The following is a 17,390-nucleotide window of genomic DNA, read 5'->3' on the forward strand; positions in this document are numbered from 1 at the left end:
ACACGGCGACCGAACAGTTATCCGGGTTCCGCCGGGACACCGTCGTGATGGAGACCTGTTCTTCGGTTCGCTGACCGGGCGCGTCGACGGGGACGCGGCCGGCAGCACGGCGACGCCGCGCGGACGGTCGCTCCCGACGCGACGGGGGTGCCCGCGTCCGACGCGGCACGGAAGCGCCGACTGACCGGTTCGCCGCCGCCTCCGCCCCGTCGGGCCCCGCACCGCTCGCCGGAGCCGAGCCGGCGGCGCCGACACGAATGCAATCAGGACACAGTTCGACGGGCGGCCGCGCGGTCGTCGCCGCCCGAGACGCAGACGAGGAACCGCAGACCGACGAAATCAGCGCGCTCGCAGCCGCCGCCGGCTACCGCGTCGTCGACGCGGTGACCCAGCGCCGCCGCGAGGACACCACGTACAACCTCGGCCGCGGGAAAGCCGAGGAACTCGGCCGCGCCGTCGCCGATGCGGACGCGGCGGCCGTCGTGTTCGACGGCGAACTCACGCCGGGCCAGTACGCCAATCTCCGCGGGCTGCTCCCGCCTGACACCGCGGTCGTCGACAGGTACCGGCTCGTCCTCGACATCTTCGCGGAGGGCGCCAGTTCGACGGCGGCGCAGGCTCAGGTGGAGTTGGCGACGCTCCGGTACGAACTCCCGCGGCTCAGACAGGTCACCGAGGAGTCGCTGTTGAACGAGGCCACCGAGAAGGGGTCGCCGGTGCTCGACGCGGAGCGGCGGATGGACGCGCTCCGGCGGACGCTCGACGACGTCGCGGACGAGGCGGCGTCGCGGCGCGAACGGCGGCGCGCCGACGGCTTCGACCTCGTCGCGGTCGCGGGCTACACGAACGCCGGGAAGTCGACGCTGCTCCACCGGCTCGCGGACGACCTCGACGCCGACGCGGCGGCAGCGCGGCAGGACGGTTCCGACCCGGGCCGCGAGCCGCCGGCGGACGTGGACCGCGCCGCCGGAATCGCAGACCGGCTGTTCGAGACGCTGGAGACGACGACGCGCCGCGGCACCGTCGACGGACGCCGCGTGCTGTTCACCGACACCGTCGGGCTCGTCGACGACCTCCCGCACGACCTCGTCCGGTCGTTCTCGGCGACCCTCGACGAAATCCGCGGCAGCGACGCCGTCCTCGCGGTCGTCGACGCCGCGGCACCGCCGGAGACGCTCCGGCGGCGCGCGGACGTCACGATGTCCGTTCTCGCCGGGGAGGCGTCCGGCGCGGTGATTCCGGTGTTGAACAAGGTCGACCGCGTCGACGACGCGGCGCTGGCCGAGCGCCGCCGCCTCGTCGCCGACGCCGCCCCCGACTCCGCGGCCGACCCGGTCGCGGTTTCGGCGCTGTCCGGCGACGGCGCCGAGTCGCTGCGGGCGGCGCTGCTGGACGCGCTTCCCACCGACTCCGCGGCGTTCACGCTGCGGAACGACGGCGACGCCCAGCGGCTGCTCGCGTGGCTGTACGACCGCGGCGACACCGGGGCCGCCTACCGGGGCGACACGGTCGACGTGGAGTTCACGGGGAACCCGGCGGTCGTCGCCGAGGCGGAGCGACGGGTCGCTGCGCTCCGCACGGACGACGGGACCGGTGACCGCGGCGACGACCCGTAGCGAGCGAGTCGGCCGCGGGCGAACGACACATCCGTCCGCGGCGGCAACGTGGCGGTATGACGGAGACGCTGACGCTGCCGACCGGGGAGGAGGTCACGCCCGACGACGCCTTCCTGTACGACGACTACCCGTACCGGTTCGCGCCGATGGACGACGACCGGTACGCGTTCGCGCTGTCGCCGCTGTACTGGGGCGACAGCGGCATGGACGTCCCGTTCCGGAGCCGCGAGGCGTTCCTCGACCAGTGGGTCGACGAGCGCTCCGGCACGATGACCGACGACGACTGGCGCGGCTGGCTCCGCGACGCCCGCGGCGACGACCGGTTCGACGACGCCGAACTCGACTCGCTCGCCCGCGAACTCGGCGTCGACGACGAAGCGGCTCGCGGCGACCGCGGCGGCGACGACGACTCGGCGGGGCTCGTCGCTCGGCTCCGCGGACTCCTCGGAACGTGACGGCCCGGGCCCGGCCGCCGCGACACCTGCGGGAACCGGCGGTTCTGTCCGCCGCGTCGCGCTGTGGGCACGCTTAAGCGTCGGCGTCCACTTCGCTGACGCATGGAGCCGCGTGACCTCTCAGCGAACACGCCGTACGTCCCGGGCCGGGGCGTCGAGGAGGTCGCCAGGGACCTCGGGCTGGACCCCGACGAGCTGGTGAAGCTCTCCTCGAACGAGAACCCGCACGGGCCGTCGCCGAAGGCGGCCGAGGCGGTGCGGGACGCCGCCGACTCGGTGAACGTCTACCCGAAGGCGGCGCACACCGACCTGACCGAACAGCTCGCAGAGCGGTGGGACGTCGCCGACGAGCAGGTGTGGGTGACGCCCGGCGCGGACGGCGCGCTCGACTACCTCTCGCGGGCGATGCTGGAGCCGGGCGACCGCGTGCTGGCGCCCGAACCGGGGTTTTCGTACTACTCGATGAGCGCCCGGTACCACCACGGCGAGGCGGCGACGTACGGGCTGCGGAAGGCCGACGGCTTCGCGCAGACCGCAGACCGCGTCCTCGGCGCCTACGACGGCGAACGCATCGTCTACGTGACGACGCCGCACAACCCAACCGGGTCCGAACTGCCGCGCGAGGAACTGGCGGCGCTGCTCGACGCCGTCGCGGACCACACGCTCGTCGTCGTCGACGAGGCGTACGCGGAGTACAGCGACACGCCGACCGCCGTCGAACTGCTCGCCGAACACGACAACCTCGCGGTCACGCGGACGTTCTCGAAGGCGTACGGGCTCGCCGGGCTCCGCATCGGCTACGCGGTCGTGCCGGCGGAGTGGGCCGACGTGTACGCCCGCGTCAACACGCCGTTCGCGGCGAGCGCCGTCGGTCTCGCCGCCGCCTCGGCCGCCCTGGACGACCAGGCGCACGTCGACCGCTCCGTCGAGTCGGCGGAGTGGGCGCGCGAGTACATCGCCGCGGAACTGGACGCGCCGACGTTCGACTCCGCGGGGAACTTCGTGCTCGCCGAGGTCGGCGACGGCACCGCCGTCGCCGAGGCCGCACAGGAACGCGGCGTCATCGTCCGCGACACGTCCTCGTTCGGTCTCCCCGGCTGCGTCAGAATCTCGTGCGGAACCGAGGCGCAGACCCGCACGGCGGTCGAGACGCTGAACGACGTGCTCGCCGAACTCCGGCCCGAGGCGGACGCATGAGAATCGCCGTCACCGGGACGCCCGGAACCGGGAAGTCCACGGCGACCGACCTGCTCGGCGACGACTACGACGTCGTCCACCTCAACGACGTCATCCGCGAGGAGGGCCTCACCGTCGAGCGCGACGAGGAGCGCGACTCGCTGGTCGCCGACCTCGACGCCGTCGCGTCGCGCCTCGACGACTACGACCCGGACCCGGACGCCGAGCACGTCGTCGTCGACTCACACCTCGCTCACCGCTTCGACGCGGACCGCGTCGTGGTGCTGCGGTGCCGCCCGGACGTCCTCGAAGAGCGGCTGCTCGACCGCGGCGAACCGGAGCCGAAGGCCCGCGAGAACCGCGAGTCCGAGGCGCTCGACGTCGTGCTCGCGGAGGCGGTCGACCGTCACGGAACGGAGTCGGTGTACGAAATCGACGCGACCGACGCGTCGCCGTCGGACGTCGCCGCCGCCATCGAGGCGGTGGCGTCAGGGGAGCGTGACCCGTCCGCCGGCGACGTGGACTTCGTGGCGTACCGATGACGCTCGACCAGCTCCGCCCGGTCGCCGAGCGCGGCCTGAAGCCGTTCGTCGGCGTCGCAGACTGGCTCGGGCTGACGCCTGACGGCGTGAGCGTGCTCGCGTTCGCCTGCGCGGTCGCCGCCGGCGTCGCCTTCGGCCTCGACGCCCCGACGGCCGCTCCGGAACTGTACCTCGCCGGGTCGCTGCTGGTGCTCGCGAACGGCTGGCTCGACCTCGTCGACGGCGCGCTCGCACGGGCGCAGGGCGTCTCGTCGTCGGGCGGCGACCTGCTCGACCACGTCCTCGACCGGTACGCCGACATCGCGATGCTCGTCGGCCTCGCGGCCGGCGTCGACCGGTACGCGCTCGGGCTCGCCGCCGTCACCGGCGTCCTGATGACCTCCTACCTCGGGACGCAGATTCAGGCGGTCGGAATCGGCCGCGAGTACGGCGGGCTGCTCGGCCGCGCCGACCGGCTGGCGCTCATCGGCGTCGTCGGCGTCGCCGCCGCGGTGGTTCCGGGGCCGCTGGTCGCGGGCTACGGCGTCGTCGCGGCGCTGCTCGTCGTGTTCGCGCTCGTCGGCCACTTCACCGCAGTGCAGCGGTTCTGGGGCGCCTGGCGCGTCCTCAACGAGTAGCGGTCGACGCCCGATTCGCCCGGGCATCCGCGGGTCGTTGAGCGGGCGAACGTTTTTGATACACGAAACGAATACTGTGAATAATGACGCGGCGGACCGACGGAACGGCCGGAGAGAACCGCGACGAAGGCCCCGGACCCGACGGCGCCGCCAGCAGCAGCCGTGTCCGAGCGGGCCGAGGCGCTGACCCGCCGCACCTGGCGCGCGGCGACGACACGTCACCGCTCGGTTCGGCGCTGGCGGAGCTCGAATCCGGCTGCGGGCTGCTCGTCACCGGAGACGCGCCGACGGCGGCGTTCCGGGTCGCGACGTCGCGCTACTTCGGCGTGCCGTCGCGGCGACGCAGACGGCTGCTCTGCCTGACGAATCCGCCCGCCCGGACCGACGCATGGCTGCCCGGCGCTGTCACCGCGGCCCACGACGACGCCGCGGCCGTCCGGCTCGGCCCCGCTGACCCGCGGTCCGCGTCCGGCGACGTCCGCGGCGACGGCCGCGCTCACGGCCCCGGCGACGACCGCGCCGTCGACCGCCTCCGAACCGACGACGCCGGACCGGTCCGCGAGGCGCTGTTCGGCCGGCTCGACGCGCTCGCCGGCAGCGAGGGGTCGCTGGACCGACTCGAACTCCGCGTCGGGCTGTTCCGCGTCGACCAGCTCCGCCACCGACTCGGCGACGACGCCGCCGACGCGCTCCTCCGCGAACTCGCCGCGGCCACCCGCGACCGCGGCGGCCTGGCGCACTTCCACCTGCCGCGCCCCGTCTCCGACGTCGACGCGCCGCGGGACGACCCGGTCGTCGGCGACGTGACCGACGCGCTCGGCGACGCGGTCGACGCCGTCGTCCAGCTCCGCGGCGGCGCGGACGGCGTCCCGGAGGAGCGCTGGAGCATCGACGGCTGGGGCGTGACGGAGTGGAGCCGGCTCGGCTGACCCGCGCGGGGAGGAGGGTGTCGTCGCCGCAGCGGGGCATCACGTCGCCGTCGGCCGCGCTGCCGCGGCGGAGCGTCACGTCGCCGGGGCACACCATTTATAGCGGGGTACCCGCTAGGTGGAGGTATGCCCCAGTGTGAGATGTGCGGCGCGGAGAAGCCCTCGCTGACCACCACGAAGGTCGAGGGCGCCGAGCTGGAGCTGTGTGACGACTGCAAGGACTTCGGGACGGAGGTCCGGACCGAGTCCACGTCGTCGGCGTCGACGAAGTACTCGACGTCTTCGAGCAGCAGCTCCTCGTCTTCCTCTGCATCTTCGTCTTCCACCTCGTCTTCGTCGTCTCAGCGGCGACGGGACATGTTCGACGACATGGAGACCGTCGCCTCCGACTACGACGACCGCATCAGGAACGCCCGCGAGTCCGCCGGCCTCAGCCAGGAGGAACTCGCGAACCAGCTCAACGAGAAGGCGTCCGTCATCCGGAAACTCGAACGCGGCGACATCCTCCCGAGCGACGACGTCCAGGAGAAACTGGAGAAGGCGCTCGGCATCTCGCTCACCGAAGGCGAGGACGTCGAAGACTCCGAGTGGTCCTCCGACTCCTCGGGGACGATGACGCTCGGCGACGTCGTCAAGCGGAACGACGAGTAACCGCCGACCGCCGACGAGCCGACCGCCGACGCGAACGTCCCTCGGTCTGCGTCCGCGCCGCCTCGTACCGCCCCCGTTGCTTCCTGTTTCCGGCCGTCGCCGCGACTCCGCGGTTCCGCCACCGGTCTTTTCACGGTCGATTCCGTCTCGCCGACAGTCTGACCGATGAGTGAGGATGCAGCTGGTGACGCGGACACGGACGCCCTGCGGTCAGCCGTGCTCGACGACGCCGCGGCGTCGCTGCGGGCGTCGTCGCCGCTCGGCCGGCCCGACGAGTCGTATCTGCGCGAGTCGCTGTTCGAGTTCGCGTGGCCCGAGTCGTTCGACCTCGTCGACGACTACTGGGTGAGAGAGCCGTTTGCGCACGTCGCGCTGTTCGGCGATCCCGAGTCGGGCGAACAGCGGTACGTCGTCACGGAGCCGGCCCTCGACGAGTTCGAGTCGCACGTCAGAAAGGACGTCGCCGACCGCGTCCGGACGCGGCTGCTCGACGACGAGTACGGCTCCGCCGAGCAGGGCCGCGAGCGGTTCCGCGAGGACTTCGAGTCGCTGCTCGCCGAGGAGGCGCGCCACGTTGACCCGGGCGTCCGTCACGTCGTCGCGTACTACCTCCGACGGGACTTCCTCGGCTACGGCGAAATCGACCCGTTCATGCAGGACCCGCACGTCGAAGACCTCCACGTCGACGGCGCGGACGTCCCGGCGTTCGTCTACCACGACCGCCACGGGAACCTGGAGACGAACCGGTCGTGGGGCGACGACCGGCTCGACGAGATGACGGTTCGGCTCGCTCAGCGGACCGGCCGGCACCTGTCGGCGTCGCGGCCGCTGCTCACGTCGACGCTGCCGGACGGGTCGCGGATTCAGGTGACGCTCGGCACCGACGTGGCGACCCGCGGCTCGAACTTCACGGTCCGGAAGTTCCGCGAGGAGCCGTTCACGCCGCCGGAGCTCGCGCGGCTCGGCACGTACACCGTCGAGGAGCTCGCGTATCTCTGGCTCGCCATCGAACACAACCGCTCGGTGCTGTTCGTCGGGCCGACGGCGTCCGGGAAGACCACGTCAATGAACGCCTGTTCGCTGTTCGTCCCGCCGGACGCGAAGGTGGTGAGCATCGAGGAGACCCGCGAAATCGGGCTGCCGCACGACAACTGGATTTCGAACGTGACCCGCGAGTCCGACGTCGGCGACGGCCGCCCGGAGGTCGGGATGTACGGGCTGCTCTCGGAGGCGCTCCACCAGCGGCCGACCCACATCCTGGTCGGCGAGCTCCGGACGGACCCGGAGGTCGTCTACACGTTCTTCCAGGCGGTCGGCACGGGCCACGCCGGCTTTTCGACGTTCCACGCCGACACCGCCGACGACGCGCTGCGCCGCCTCCGCAACGACCCGCTGTCCATCCCGGACGAACTCGCGGCCGAAATCGACGTCGTCGCCGTCCAGCACCTCATGGAGGTCGACGGCGACCGCGTCCGGAAGAACCGGTCGCTCACCGAGGTCCACCCCGCAGACGACCCGGACGAGAGCCGGCCGGAGCTCCGCTCCGTCTTCGCGTACGACCCGACGGCCGACGAGACCTCCCAGCGGAGCGCGTCGCGGCTGCTCGCCGAAGTCGCCCGCGAGCAGGGCTGGACGGACGCGGAGCTCCGGACGAAACTGGAGCGCCGCCGACGGCTGCTCGGCCACCTCGTCGGCAGCGACACCACCGGATACGAGGCCGTCACGAACCGGCTGTTCCGGTTCGCCCGGCGACCGGACGCGGTGCTGGACGAACTCGACGAGGAACCGATTCCGGAGACGCGGCCGGTTCGGGTCCAGGATGTCTGACCCTGACCGGTCTCGCCGCGACGAAGCAGCCGCCGAAGGCGCTGACAGCCGAACGGGCACCGATGACTCCTCGGCGGCCGGCACGGCGGAGTCGGACGCCGACGAACACGGTCCGGCGACGGCGGAACCGCTGTCGTTCGGCATCCCGGAGCGACACCCGAGCCTCAGCGAGCGGCGGCTCCGCGAGGAGTACGGCCGGCTGCAGGGATACTTCCGGTACCGCGCCGACGACTACCGCGGACTGGCCGCCGCGCTCCGCGCGAACCGGTCGACGAACACGGTCGACGAGTACCTCGCTCGGAGCGTACGGCTCGCCGCCGCTGCGACCGCGGGAGGCGCGCTGGCGGGGGTGCTGTTCGCGGCGCTTCTCGCGGCTTCGATGGCCGGCTCGCTCGGCGGCGCGGCCCTCCTCGCGGTCGGCGTCGCGCTCAGCGTCGGCGGCGCGGTCGTCGCCGGCGCCGGCGTGTGGCTCGGTCGGCGCTGGTACCCGACGGTCCGCGCGCGGCAGCGTGCGCGGCGCGCCGACCTGATGCTGCCGCACGCCGTCATCTTCCTGTACGCGCTGTCACACGGCGGCATGAACCTGCTGTCGGTGTCGTCGCGGCTCGCGGACGCCCGCGACGTCTACCGGGAGCCCGCGGCGGCGTTCGACGACGTCGTCGCCGACGTCACCTGGTTCGACCGGAGCCTGCTCTCGGCGCTCACGGCCGCTCGCGAGCGGACGCCCGGCGACGCCACGTCGTCGTTCTTCGACGAACTGGTCGCGGTCGTCGAGACCGGCGGCGACGTCGACAGCTTCCTCGAAACCGAGGCGGACCGCCACCTCGAACTCGCCGCGCAGAAACAGGAGCAGCTCCTGGACGACCTCGAAACGCTTGCGGAGGTGTACGTGACCGTCGTGTTCGCCGGCCCGATTTTCCTGCTGGTGACGCTGCTGGTCGTCAGTTTCGTGCGCGCCGGGCTGCTGTTGCCGCTGCGGCTGCTGGTGTACGGCGTGATTCCGGCGGCCGTCGTCGCCGTCGGCTTCGGCGTCTCGTACCTGTACGAGCCGTACCGGCAGCAGCTCGGCGAGGCGCGCGACGGCGTCACCGCGGCGGCCTCGCTGTTCGAGTCGTCGACCCACGAGGACGAACGAGTCGCGGCGTACGAGCGGTCGCGGCGCCGCGAGCGGTGGCGACGAATCCTCACGGAGCCGGTCGAACTGATGCGCGAGCGGCCGGCCGCGACGCTGCTCGTCACGGTCCCCGTCGGCGCGGCTGCCGTGGCGGCGCTGCTCGGCGTGGTCGGGTCGTTCACGACGGGGCCGGCGGTCCGGTCCGCCGTGCTGTTCACGGTGCCGTTCCTCGTCGCGGCGGCGCCGTTCTCGTACGCGTACCACCGGAAGCGGTCGTACGAGCGGTCGGTCCGCCGGCGGTTCCCGGACGCGCTCGAAATCCTGGCGGACGCCGACGAGAACGGCGTTCCGCTCGCCGAGTCGTTCGGGCTCGTGGCGGCGCGGACGTCCGGCGACCTCGCGACGGAACTGGAGCGGGTGTCCCGCGACATCGACTGGACCGACGACGTCGGCGGCGCGCTCGACCGGTTCGAGTCGCGGCTCGGCGTCCCGTCGGTCACCCGGGTCGTACGGCTCGTCAGGGAGACGGTGAACGCGACCGACGACCTCGCGCCGGTGTTCTCTATCGTCGCGGAGGACCTGGAGACGCGGAACGACCTCCGGGCGCGGCGTCAGCGGCAGATGCGGCCGTACGCGTTCGTCGCGGTCATCGGCGTCCTCGTCTTCCTCGGCATCGTGCTGTTCTTCGAGTCGCACTTCCTGCCGGCCATCGCGGAGTTCGTCACGTCGTCGGACGCCGGGCTGAGCGGGACGTCGCTGTCGGTCGGCACCGTCGACACGACGACGTACCGCCGGCTGTTCGTCCACGCGACTCTGATTCAGGCGGTCACGAACGGGCTGCTCGTCGGGAAACTCGTGGACGACCGCGTCGCGAGCGGCGTGAAGTACGCCGCCGCGCTCGCCGCGGTGTGCACCGTCGCGCTCGTCGCCGTGATGTAGCCGCGAAGAACCCGGCCGGCCGAGCATCACTTTCGCCGGGACCGCCGGCACTTTTCAGGCGGCGCGCCAACCAGTCGACCATGTCCGACGTGTTCGTTCTCGTCAACCTCAAAGCGTACCCGTGTGACCCGGTCGAAATCGCCGAGGCGGCCCGCGACGTCGCCGAGGAGTCCGGCGCCAGAATCGCCGTGGCGCCGCAGGCGGCGCACCTGTCCGCGGTCGCGGAGACCGGCGTCGAGACGTGGGCGCAGCACGTCTCCCCGAACGGCCACGGCAGCCACACCGGCAGCACGCTCGCGGAGGCCGCCGCGGACGCCGGCGCCGAGGGGACGCTGTTGAACCACTCCGAGCGCCGCGTCACGCTCGCCGCCATCGACGACAGCCTCGCGGCGGCCGACCGCGCCGACCTCGAAACCATCGTCTGCGCGAACAATCCGCCGCAGGCCGGCGCCGCGGCGGCGCTCGGCCCCGACGCGGTCGCCGTCGAACCGCCGGCGCTCATCGGCGGCGACGTCTCCGTCGCGTCCGCCGACCCGGCCGTCGTCGAGGAGTCGGTCGCCGCCGTCACCGCCGTGGACCGCGACGTCGACCTGTTCTGCGGCGCGGGCGTCTCCACCGGCGACGACGTCGCCGCCGCCGCGGACCTCGGCGCCACCGGCGTCCTGCTCGCCTCCGGCGTCGCGAAGGCCGACGACCCGCGGGCGGTGCTCCGCGACCTCGTCTCGCCGCTCTGAGCCGCGGCCGCCCGTCTCGAATCGGCCACCGGTCTCGAATCGGCCGCCCGTCCCGCCTCACAGGACCGCCGCCCGATTTCTGTAGTGCACCGCCGCCGACGCCAGACGTGGCTCGGTGCGGCGTGAACGGTACTCTCGGCGAGCGTTGCGTCGTCCAGAAAAATCGCCGTGGTCCGGCGTCAGGCGGACCGGACGGTGTGTTCGAGGACGCCGACGCCTTCGACCTCGACTTCGACGCGGTCGCCGTCGCTGAGCGGCCCGACGCCGGCCGGCGTCCCGGTGGAGATGACGTCGCCGGGTTCGAGCGTGAGGTACGTCGTGATCTCCTCGACGAGCGTCGGGACGTCGAAGATGAACTGGTCGCGGGTGCCGCGCTGTCTGGTGTCGCCGTTCAGCCGCAGTTCGACGGACGCGTCCGCCGGAACGTCCTCCGGGTCGGCGACGACCGGGCCGATTGGGGCGGCGGCGTCGAACGCCTTGCCGCGCACCCAGTTCTGCTCGCGGCTCTGGTCGTCGCGGTTCGACACGTCGTCGAGGCACGTGAACCCCTCCACGACGTCCCAGGCGTCGTCGGCGTCGACGTTCCGGGCCTGCTCGCCGATGACGACGCCGAGTTCGGCCTCGTGTTCCACCTGCTCTTTGCCGGCGGGCAGCGTCACGGTCGACCCCGGAGCCGCGACGGTGTTCGGCGGCTTCAAGAACAGCATCGGGCGGTCCGGGACGTCCGCGTCGCGCTCCTCGGCGTGGGCGGCGTAGTTCCGGCCGATGCAGACGATTTTGGTGGGTTCACAGGGCGGCAGCAGGTCGACGTCCGGGTCGCTGACGTCGAACGTCTCTCCGGCGGCCTTGACGACGCCTTCGACGTACTCGCCGCGCCGAGTGACGCCGGCGGGGTCGCTGATTCGGGCGTAGCGCATGCGCGAGCCGACGGCGCCGGGCGGCTTAGTCCCAGCGAACCCGGCGAGCAAGCGGCGGGCGGCCGCCGGACGGTTCCGGGCGGCGCCGTTCCGTCGGCGTCCGGCGGACGAATTTATGTGTGATTCGGCCGAACGACCGGACGCGATGACCGCAATGGAACTCACCTGGCACGGCCACTCCACGTGGCACGTCTCGCTCGGCGACACCGACCTGCTCATCGACCCGTTCTTCGACAACCCGTACACGGAGACGGACCCGGAGGAGGTCGACGCCGACCACGTGCTGTTGACGCACGGCCACGCAGATCACATCGCCGACGTGGACCGGTTCCGCGACGCCCACGTCGTCGGGACGCCGGAGCTGACGGGGTATCTCGCCGACGAGTACGGCGTCGAGGACTCCACCGGGATGAACCTCGGCGGCACCGTCGAACTCGGCGACGCGTACGTGACGATGGTGCGCGCCGACCACTCGAACGGCATCGAAACCGGCTACGGCGCGTCCGCCGGAATGCCCGCCGGCTACGTCGTCTCCGACTCGAAGCCGACCCAGGAGAGCGACGAGGAGGCGACGACGTTCTACCACGCCGGCGACACCAGCCTGCACTCGGAGATGCGCGACGTCGTCGGGACGTTCCTCGAACCGGACGCCGCCGCGGTCCCCGTCGGCGACCACTTCACGATGGGGCCGGCGCAGGCCGCCGTCGCCGTCGACTGGCTCGGCGTCGACCACGCCTTCCCGATGCACTACGACACGTTCCCGCCCATCGAAATCGACACCGACGACTTCGTCCGCGAGGTCGCCGCGACCGGAAGCGACGCCGACGTCGCCGTCCTCGGCGGCGACGAGACGTTCACGCTGGAGTAGCCCGACTCCCGCCGGCCCGGACGCCGCGACCCGAGGGCAGATTTTTACGCGGGAGCCGCGAACACCGGACCAGTTGGTTCCACGCCCATGAGCGAGACAGGCGACCGGATACGGGTGCTGCACGTCGACGACGAGCCGACGTTCGCGGAGCTGGTCGCCACCCGACTGGAACGGCAGGACGACCGGTTCGACGTGGTGACGGAGCACGACGCCGGCGACGCGCTCGACAGGCTGTCCGAGGACGTCGACTGCGTCGTCTCCGACTACGACATGCCGGGCCGCAACGGCATCCAGTTTCTCGAAGCGGTCCGCAGCCGTTCGCCGGACCTGCCGTTCATCCTGTTCACCGGGAAGGGCTCGGAGGAGCTGGCGAGTGAAGCAATCTCCGCCGGCGTCACGGACTACCTCCAGAAAGGCGGCGGCAGCGACCAGTACGCGCTGCTCGCGAACCGCGTCCGCAACGCGGTCGACGCCGCGCGGTCGAAACGGGCGCTCGCCGAGCGGAACCGGCGGCTGGAGACGCTCATCGGGAACCTCCCCGGGATGGTGTACCGCTGCCGGAACGAACCCGACTGGCCGATGGAGTTCGTCGAAGGCGAATGCGAGACGCTCACCGGCTACGCCGCCGACGCCATTGAGTCGGGCGACGTCGTCTGGGGCGAAGAGGTGTTGCATCCGGACGACCGCGACCGGATGTGGACCGCGGTGCAGGACGGACTCGCCGAGGACGGCTCGTTCGAGGTGCGGTACCGAATCGTGACGAGCGGCGGCGCGACCAAGTGGATGTGGGAGCGCGGACAGGGCCTCTACGACGACGGCGGCGACCTCGAAGCCATCGAAGGGTTCATCACCGACGTCACGAACCGCCGCGAACACGAGCGCGCGCTCGCGGAGCTGCACACGGTCGCCACCGAAATCTCGGGGGACGAGACGGTCGAGGCGGTGTGTGAACGCACCATCGACGCCGCCGAAACCGTCCTCGACCTCGACCTCTGCGTCATCAACCTCGAATCGGACGGCCGGCTCCCCGTCGTCGCCATCTCGTCGGGCGTCCCGCCGGACGGCGCCACCCCGATGTCCGTCGAGGAGGGGCTCGTCGGGAAGACGTACCGGACCGGCGAGTCGTTCGTCGTCGACGACGCCGCCGACCACCCGGAGGCGAACCCGCAGGGCGACTACCGCGCCGGGCTCAGCATCCCCATCGGCGACCACGGCGTCTTCCAGGCCGTCTCTGACGCTCCCGGCGCGTTCGACGAGAACGACCGGGCGCTCGCCGAACTGCTCGTCTCGCACACCGCGGAGGCGCTCGACAGAATCGAGCGGACCGAAGAACTCCGCAGGCAGAACGAGCGGCTCGAGGAGTTCGCCACCGTCGTCAGTCACGACCTGCGGAACCCGCTCACCGTCGCCGACGGCCACGTCGACCTCGCGTTGGAACGCTGCGACGACCCCGACCTCGAAACCGCGGCTCGGGCGCTCGACCGGGCGTTCGCGCTCATCGAGGGGCTATTGACGCTCGCCCGCGACGGCCCGGAGTCGCTGACGGTCGAACCGGTCGACCTCGAATCGGTCGCCGCGGAGAGCTGGGAGACCGTCCGGACGCCGAACGCCACGCTCGTCGTCGACGGCACCCGGACGGTCCGCGCCGACGAAGCCAGACTCAGGCAGCTGCTGGAGAACCTGTTCCGCAACAGCATCGAGCACAACGCCGCTGGCGTCCCGGCTCCAGGCACCGCTGCGCCCCGCGGCGCAGACGGGGCGGGTGACATCACCGTGACCGTCGAGGCGCTTCCGAACGGCTTCGCCGTCTCGGACGACGGCGTCGGCGCCGCCGGTGACGACGCCGACGAGTTGTTCACGCCGGGCTACTCGACGTCGGCGTCCGGGACCGGGTTCGGGCTCCCCATCGTGAAACGCATCGCCGACGCCCACGGCTGGGACGTCGCCGTCACCGACGCCGACGACGGCGGCTTCCGCGTCGAACTGACCGGCGTCGACGCCGACTGACCGCCGGCAATCGACCACCGGCGGCGACGTTCACCGGCGCGGTCAGCCGCGGAGCCGCCGGTGCTCGACTTTCATGCAGCGGTCCTGCGTCGTCACCACCCCGGCGTCTTCGGCGCGGGCGAGCGCGTCGTCGTCAGTGATGCCGCGCTGCAGCCAGACGCCGCGGACGTCGCCGCGCTCCTCCCGGCGTGCGACGACGTCGTCGACGATGCCGCCCACCTCGTCGCTCGGCCGGAACACGTCCACCAGTTCGACGTCCTCATCCACGTCGGCGAGCGTGTCCGCGGCCGGCCGGCCGAGCACCTCGTCGGCGTACGGATTCACCGGGATGACAGTGTAGCCGTGGTCCTGGAGGTACCGCGGGATGTCGTGAGCCGCCTTCCCGGGCGTCGTCGAGCAGCCGACGACCGCGACCGGGTCCATCGACAGCAGTTCTCGCAGACCGTCGTCGTCCGTGACAGGCATGGCTCCCCCAACGGACGCGGCCCGCAAAAGTGGTTCGCGCTCAGGCCTCGGCGAGCCGAACCGTCGGCTCGCCCTCCTCGTGCGTCTCGATAACGCCGTCGAACAGCTGCTTCAGCGTGTTCAGCGTCTGGTCGTCGTGCGCCGTCGAGTCGATGCAGTACAGCCCCAGGCCGTCGACGCTCTGAATCCGGCCGGTGAACACGTGCAGGAACCGGAACACCGTCTGCAGGTCCGAGTACATCAGCAGCGTCGACAGCGAATGGACCATGACGCGGTTCCGCTCGATGCGGCGGTTCTGATAGAACTCCTCCAGGAACTCGGAGAGCTTGATCCCGATTCCGGTCATGTCGACCGGCGACGACGTGTACTTGATGCGGTCGTCGTCGCGGACGTCCCCGACCCCCTGCTGGCGCGTCACCGTGTCGACGACCGCGACCGGCTTCCCCTCGTAGTCGACGCGGCGCCCGTACCGCTCCAGCAGCCGCTTCGCGCCGTCCTTCGTCGTGACCATGATCGCGCCCTCCCCCCGACGCGTCCCCTCCGCGAGCACGTCCAGCGCGAGTTCGCGCTTCCCGGTCAGCGGCGGCCCGGATACGAGAACGTTCGACCCCGGAGAAATCCGCGTGTCCAGCGCGTCGACCTCATACATGCCTGTTCCCCGTAGACTCGCCGGTCACGGCCGGTCGAAAGTGACTCTGACGCGTCCTCGAGCCGGGAGTCATCAACTATAGGCACCAAACCGTGACCGGGTATTATTCTTTCTGATTGGGGAGTCCCGTCCCGCGCCCTACGCGAGCTGTGCGAGCCGACCGACCACGAACGCGACCGCCGCGAGATACGTCCCCCGCTTCAGCCACTGCTGAGCCGCCCGCGGCTCCCGGAACCCCCACGTAACGGCCCCGAGCATCACCGCGTCAGCCGGCACCACCACCGCCAGATACGCCGCGCCGAACGTCCCCCAGACGTACGGCAAGCCGCTCGCCGCCACCGCCGCCGCCATCACCGCGAACGCCACCCACAGCGCCGCCCGCTCCCCCACCACGATTGGGAGCGTTCGCAGCCCCTCCTCGCGGTCCCCCGCCACGTCCTCCACGTCCTTCACGACCTCCCGCGCGAACGTCGCCGCCGCCGCCAGCCAGAACAGCGTCCACACCTGCGACGCGAGCCCGCCGGCCGCCGCCGCACCGAACAGGAACGTCGACCCGGTGAGGTACGCCACGACGACGTTCCCGACCCCGGGAAGCCCCTTGAACAGCTTCGTGTACGCCACCAGCGCCACCAGATTCACCACCGCAATCGCGACCGCCAACACCGGCAGCGTCACCGCCGCCAGCACCGCCCCGACGAACAGCGTCGCCGCGAACCCCAGCGCCCCGCGCGGCGACACCCGGCCGCTCGGAATCGGCCGCTCCGGCCGATTCACCGCGTCGACGTCGCGGTCGAAGTAGTCGTTCACCGCGTTCCCGGCGGCAGTCGCGAACACCGTCGCCGCAACCGCCAACCCAACCGCTCCCGGACGGTCCAGCCCGCCCGCCACGAACGCCCCGATGAACGGCAACACGCCCGCAGCGACCGCATTCCCCGGACGCGTCAGCTCCAGATACCCGCCGAGCCTCGACATACCGCCGACTCCCGCCGGCGACACAATAAAACGCGCGACCCGCCGCCGCCACGTCCGCAACTCCACGACGAACCGCGGGGCTTAAACGAGAGACGTGTATAGAACGCAGTACGGGCGCTTAGCTCAGCCTGGACAGAGTACTTGGCTTCGGACCAAGCTGCCGCGGGTTCAAATCCTGCAGCGCCCATTCTCTCACGGCGTCATTCGACGCTAACCCTGAGTTCTCGGTAGCGGCCCGCTCGCTGCCGGATTCGGCGCTTCCGGGGAAGACGGTTCCACCACTTTCTGCGGAACTAAACGCGTACCACGTTGCGGCCCCGAGCCGTGGCCTGGTTTTGTTCGCAAATCGGGGGGTGATTCTCCGTGCGTGAAGCTCGGTTTGTTCCTGCGAGCGAACTCTACGACCCGGCTACGGGAGCCCGTTTCCTGCACCCTGCGGTTCAGGCGACCGACTCAGGACTCGGCGGCGGTCGGTTCGGGCTCGTCGGCGTACTTCTCGTTGAACTCCCCGATGAGCTGCCCCATCTGGGCGTACCAGTCGTTGAGGGTGCGCTGCATCTCCTGGGCGATCTCCTCGGCGTCGCGCGGCCGGTAGACGTGGTAGTAGCCGCCCTGCTCGTAGTTCACCTGCTCTTTCTGCAGGAATCCGGCCTGCAGCAGCCGCTGCACCGCCCGGTAGGCGGTCGAGCGTTCGCGGTCTATCTGCTCGGCGATTTCGTCGACCGTGAGCGGCTCGTCGCGGTCGTTCAGCAGCCGGAACACCTCCTTGTCGATCTCCTTCAGGCCGTGGAAACACTCCAGCAGCCCCTCACACTCCATGTCCCGCCGGAGCATCTCGCTCATCGAGTCAGCCATCGTTGCCGAGAGTTAGCCGTACGCCGGCAAAAGTGTTTGCACAGAAACCACAATACT

Annotated in this window: 17 protein-coding genes and 1 tRNA gene; 13 read left to right on the top strand and 5 right to left on the bottom strand. The window is 71.3% G+C overall.

Features of this window, described 5'->3' with window-relative positions:
* Positions 1-257: 257 nt before the first annotated feature.
* The 10 genes from hflX (at position 258) to tpiA (ending at position 10,600) form a co-directional block, all read left to right on the top strand.
* Positions 258-1,616 (top strand): GTPase HflX, encoded by a 1,359-nt coding sequence (hflX, locus tag ACQUS7_RS08285; protein ID WP_435146272.1) that lies wholly within the window; start codon positions 258-260, stop codon positions 1,614-1,616.
* A 56-nt stretch (positions 1,617-1,672) separates the two neighbouring features.
* On the top strand, positions 1,673-2,071 hold the full coding sequence (locus tag ACQUS7_RS08290) for a hypothetical protein (protein ID WP_435125986.1): 399 nt from the start codon (positions 1,673-1,675) through the stop codon (positions 2,069-2,071).
* A 102-nt stretch (positions 2,072-2,173) separates the two neighbouring features.
* Positions 2,174-3,268, top strand: a complete 1,095-nt coding sequence (gene hisC / locus ACQUS7_RS08295; protein ID WP_435125987.1) for a histidinol-phosphate transaminase — start codon at positions 2,174-2,176, stop codon at positions 3,266-3,268.
* Positions 3,265-3,789: an adenylate kinase family protein gene (locus ACQUS7_RS08300; RefSeq protein ID WP_435146274.1), complete on the top strand. Its 525-nt coding sequence runs from the start codon at positions 3,265-3,267 to the stop codon at positions 3,787-3,789. Before hisC ends, ACQUS7_RS08300 begins: the two co-directional genes overlap by 4 nt.
* On the top strand, positions 3,786-4,406 hold the full coding sequence (locus ACQUS7_RS08305; RefSeq protein WP_435146276.1) for a CDP-alcohol phosphatidyltransferase family protein: 621 nt from the start codon (positions 3,786-3,788) through the stop codon (positions 4,404-4,406). The genes ACQUS7_RS08300 and ACQUS7_RS08305 overlap by 4 nt, the downstream gene beginning before the upstream one ends.
* An 83-nt stretch (positions 4,407-4,489) precedes the next feature.
* Positions 4,490-5,335 (top strand): DUF7504 family protein, encoded by an 846-nt coding sequence (locus tag ACQUS7_RS08310; protein WP_435125996.1) that lies wholly within the window; start codon positions 4,490-4,492, stop codon positions 5,333-5,335.
* A 126-nt stretch (positions 5,336-5,461) separates the two neighbouring features.
* On the top strand, positions 5,462-5,986 hold the full coding sequence (locus tag ACQUS7_RS08315; RefSeq protein WP_435125999.1) for a multiprotein bridging factor aMBF1: 525 nt from the start codon (positions 5,462-5,464) through the stop codon (positions 5,984-5,986).
* A gap of 165 nt (positions 5,987-6,151) precedes the next feature.
* A complete protein-coding gene (locus ACQUS7_RS08320) occupies positions 6,152-7,813 on the top strand; it encodes a type II/IV secretion system ATPase subunit (RefSeq protein WP_435146278.1) in 1,662 nt (553 codons plus the stop codon).
* On the top strand, positions 7,806-9,866 hold the full coding sequence (locus tag ACQUS7_RS08325) for a type II secretion system F family protein (RefSeq protein ID WP_435146280.1): 2,061 nt from the start codon (positions 7,806-7,808) through the stop codon (positions 9,864-9,866). The genes ACQUS7_RS08320 and ACQUS7_RS08325 overlap by 8 nt, the downstream gene beginning before the upstream one ends.
* 89 nt (positions 9,867-9,955) lie before the next feature.
* Entirely contained in the window at positions 9,956-10,600 is a 645-nt protein-coding gene (gene tpiA / locus ACQUS7_RS08330; RefSeq protein WP_435146402.1) for a triose-phosphate isomerase, read from the top strand.
* Between the two features lie 179 nt (positions 10,601-10,779).
* On the opposite strand, the gene ACQUS7_RS08335 is transcribed toward tpiA, so the two are convergent.
* Entirely contained in the window at positions 10,780-11,517 is a 738-nt protein-coding gene (locus ACQUS7_RS08335) for a fumarylacetoacetate hydrolase family protein (protein ID WP_435146282.1), read from the bottom strand.
* 154 nt (positions 11,518-11,671) lie between these two features.
* Here ACQUS7_RS08335 and ACQUS7_RS08340 point away from each other — a divergent pair, with 154 nt between their 5' ends.
* Positions 11,672-12,385 (top strand): metal-dependent hydrolase, encoded by a 714-nt coding sequence (locus tag ACQUS7_RS08340; RefSeq protein WP_435146404.1) that lies wholly within the window; start codon positions 11,672-11,674, stop codon positions 12,383-12,385.
* Between the two features lie 87 nt (positions 12,386-12,472).
* On the top strand, positions 12,473-14,392 hold the full coding sequence (locus ACQUS7_RS08345; RefSeq protein ID WP_435146284.1) for a response regulator: 1,920 nt from the start codon (positions 12,473-12,475) through the stop codon (positions 14,390-14,392).
* A gap of 42 nt (positions 14,393-14,434) precedes the next feature.
* Here ACQUS7_RS08345 and ACQUS7_RS08350 read toward each other — a convergent pair whose 3' ends face one another.
* The 3 genes from ACQUS7_RS08350 to ACQUS7_RS08360 all read right to left on the bottom strand — a co-directional run bounded on the left by ACQUS7_RS08350 (position 14,435) and on the right by ACQUS7_RS08360 (position 16,478).
* Positions 14,435-14,857, bottom strand: coding sequence for a CoA-binding protein (locus ACQUS7_RS08350; protein WP_435146286.1), 423 nt, complete (start codon positions 14,855-14,857; stop codon positions 14,435-14,437).
* A 40-nt stretch (positions 14,858-14,897) separates the two neighbouring features.
* Positions 14,898-15,506 (bottom strand): RAD55 family ATPase, encoded by a 609-nt coding sequence (locus ACQUS7_RS08355; RefSeq protein WP_435146288.1) that lies wholly within the window; start codon positions 15,504-15,506, stop codon positions 14,898-14,900.
* 138 nt (positions 15,507-15,644) lie between these two features.
* Positions 15,645-16,478, bottom strand: a complete 834-nt coding sequence (locus ACQUS7_RS08360; protein ID WP_435126017.1) for a geranylgeranylglycerol-phosphate geranylgeranyltransferase — start codon at positions 16,476-16,478, stop codon at positions 15,645-15,647.
* A 112-nt stretch (positions 16,479-16,590) separates the two neighbouring features.
* Between ACQUS7_RS08360 and ACQUS7_RS08365 the strand changes: the two genes are divergently transcribed.
* Positions 16,591-16,665, top strand: a tRNA-Arg gene (locus ACQUS7_RS08365).
* Between the two features lie 266 nt (positions 16,666-16,931).
* Here the strand turns inward: ACQUS7_RS08365 and ACQUS7_RS08370 are convergent.
* On the bottom strand, positions 16,932-17,333 hold the full coding sequence (locus ACQUS7_RS08370; protein ID WP_435146290.1) for a helix-turn-helix domain-containing protein: 402 nt from the start codon (positions 17,331-17,333) through the stop codon (positions 16,932-16,934).
* Between the last annotated feature and the right edge of the window lie 57 nt (positions 17,334-17,390).

The sequence above is a fragment of the Halobaculum sp. P14 genome, from assembly GCF_051195155.1.
Classification (GTDB): domain Archaea; phylum Halobacteriota; class Halobacteria; order Halobacteriales; family Haloferacaceae; genus JBNTKA01.

Excerpts from the sequence above, each read along its gene's own strand:
- hisC (WP_435125987.1), top strand. The coding sequence starts at position 2,174 with ATGGAGCCGCGTGACCTCTCAGCGAACACGCCGTACGTCCCGGGCCGG.
- ACQUS7_RS08360 (WP_435126017.1), bottom strand. The coding sequence starts at position 16,478 with ATGTCGAGGCTCGGCGGGTATCTGGAGCTGACGCGTCCGGGGAATGCG.
- ACQUS7_RS08300 (WP_435146274.1), top strand. The coding sequence starts at position 3,265 with ATGAGAATCGCCGTCACCGGGACGCCCGGAACCGGGAAGTCCACGGCG.
- ACQUS7_RS08355 (WP_435146288.1), bottom strand. The coding sequence starts at position 15,506 with ATGTATGAGGTCGACGCGCTGGACACGCGGATTTCTCCGGGGTCGAAC.
- ACQUS7_RS08290 (WP_435125986.1), top strand. The coding sequence starts at position 1,673 with ATGACGGAGACGCTGACGCTGCCGACCGGGGAGGAGGTCACGCCCGAC.
- ACQUS7_RS08340 (WP_435146404.1), top strand. The coding sequence starts at position 11,672 with ATGGAACTCACCTGGCACGGCCACTCCACGTGGCACGTCTCGCTCGGC.
- ACQUS7_RS08305 (WP_435146276.1), top strand. The coding sequence starts at position 3,786 with ATGACGCTCGACCAGCTCCGCCCGGTCGCCGAGCGCGGCCTGAAGCCG.
- ACQUS7_RS08335 (WP_435146282.1), bottom strand. The coding sequence starts at position 11,517 with ATGCGCTACGCCCGAATCAGCGACCCCGCCGGCGTCACTCGGCGCGGC.
- ACQUS7_RS08370 (WP_435146290.1), bottom strand. The coding sequence starts at position 17,333 with ATGGCTGACTCGATGAGCGAGATGCTCCGGCGGGACATGGAGTGTGAG.
- ACQUS7_RS08310 (WP_435125996.1), top strand. The coding sequence starts at position 4,490 with ATGACGCGGCGGACCGACGGAACGGCCGGAGAGAACCGCGACGAAGGC.
- ACQUS7_RS08345 (WP_435146284.1), top strand. The coding sequence starts at position 12,473 with ATGAGCGAGACAGGCGACCGGATACGGGTGCTGCACGTCGACGACGAG.
- ACQUS7_RS08315 (WP_435125999.1), top strand. The coding sequence starts at position 5,462 with ATGCCCCAGTGTGAGATGTGCGGCGCGGAGAAGCCCTCGCTGACCACC.
- ACQUS7_RS08350 (WP_435146286.1), bottom strand. The coding sequence starts at position 14,857 with ATGCCTGTCACGGACGACGACGGTCTGCGAGAACTGCTGTCGATGGAC.
- hflX (WP_435146272.1), top strand. The coding sequence starts at position 258 with ATGCAATCAGGACACAGTTCGACGGGCGGCCGCGCGGTCGTCGCCGCC.
- ACQUS7_RS08325 (WP_435146280.1), top strand. The coding sequence starts at position 7,806 with ATGTCTGACCCTGACCGGTCTCGCCGCGACGAAGCAGCCGCCGAAGGC.
- ACQUS7_RS08320 (WP_435146278.1), top strand. The coding sequence starts at position 6,152 with ATGAGTGAGGATGCAGCTGGTGACGCGGACACGGACGCCCTGCGGTCA.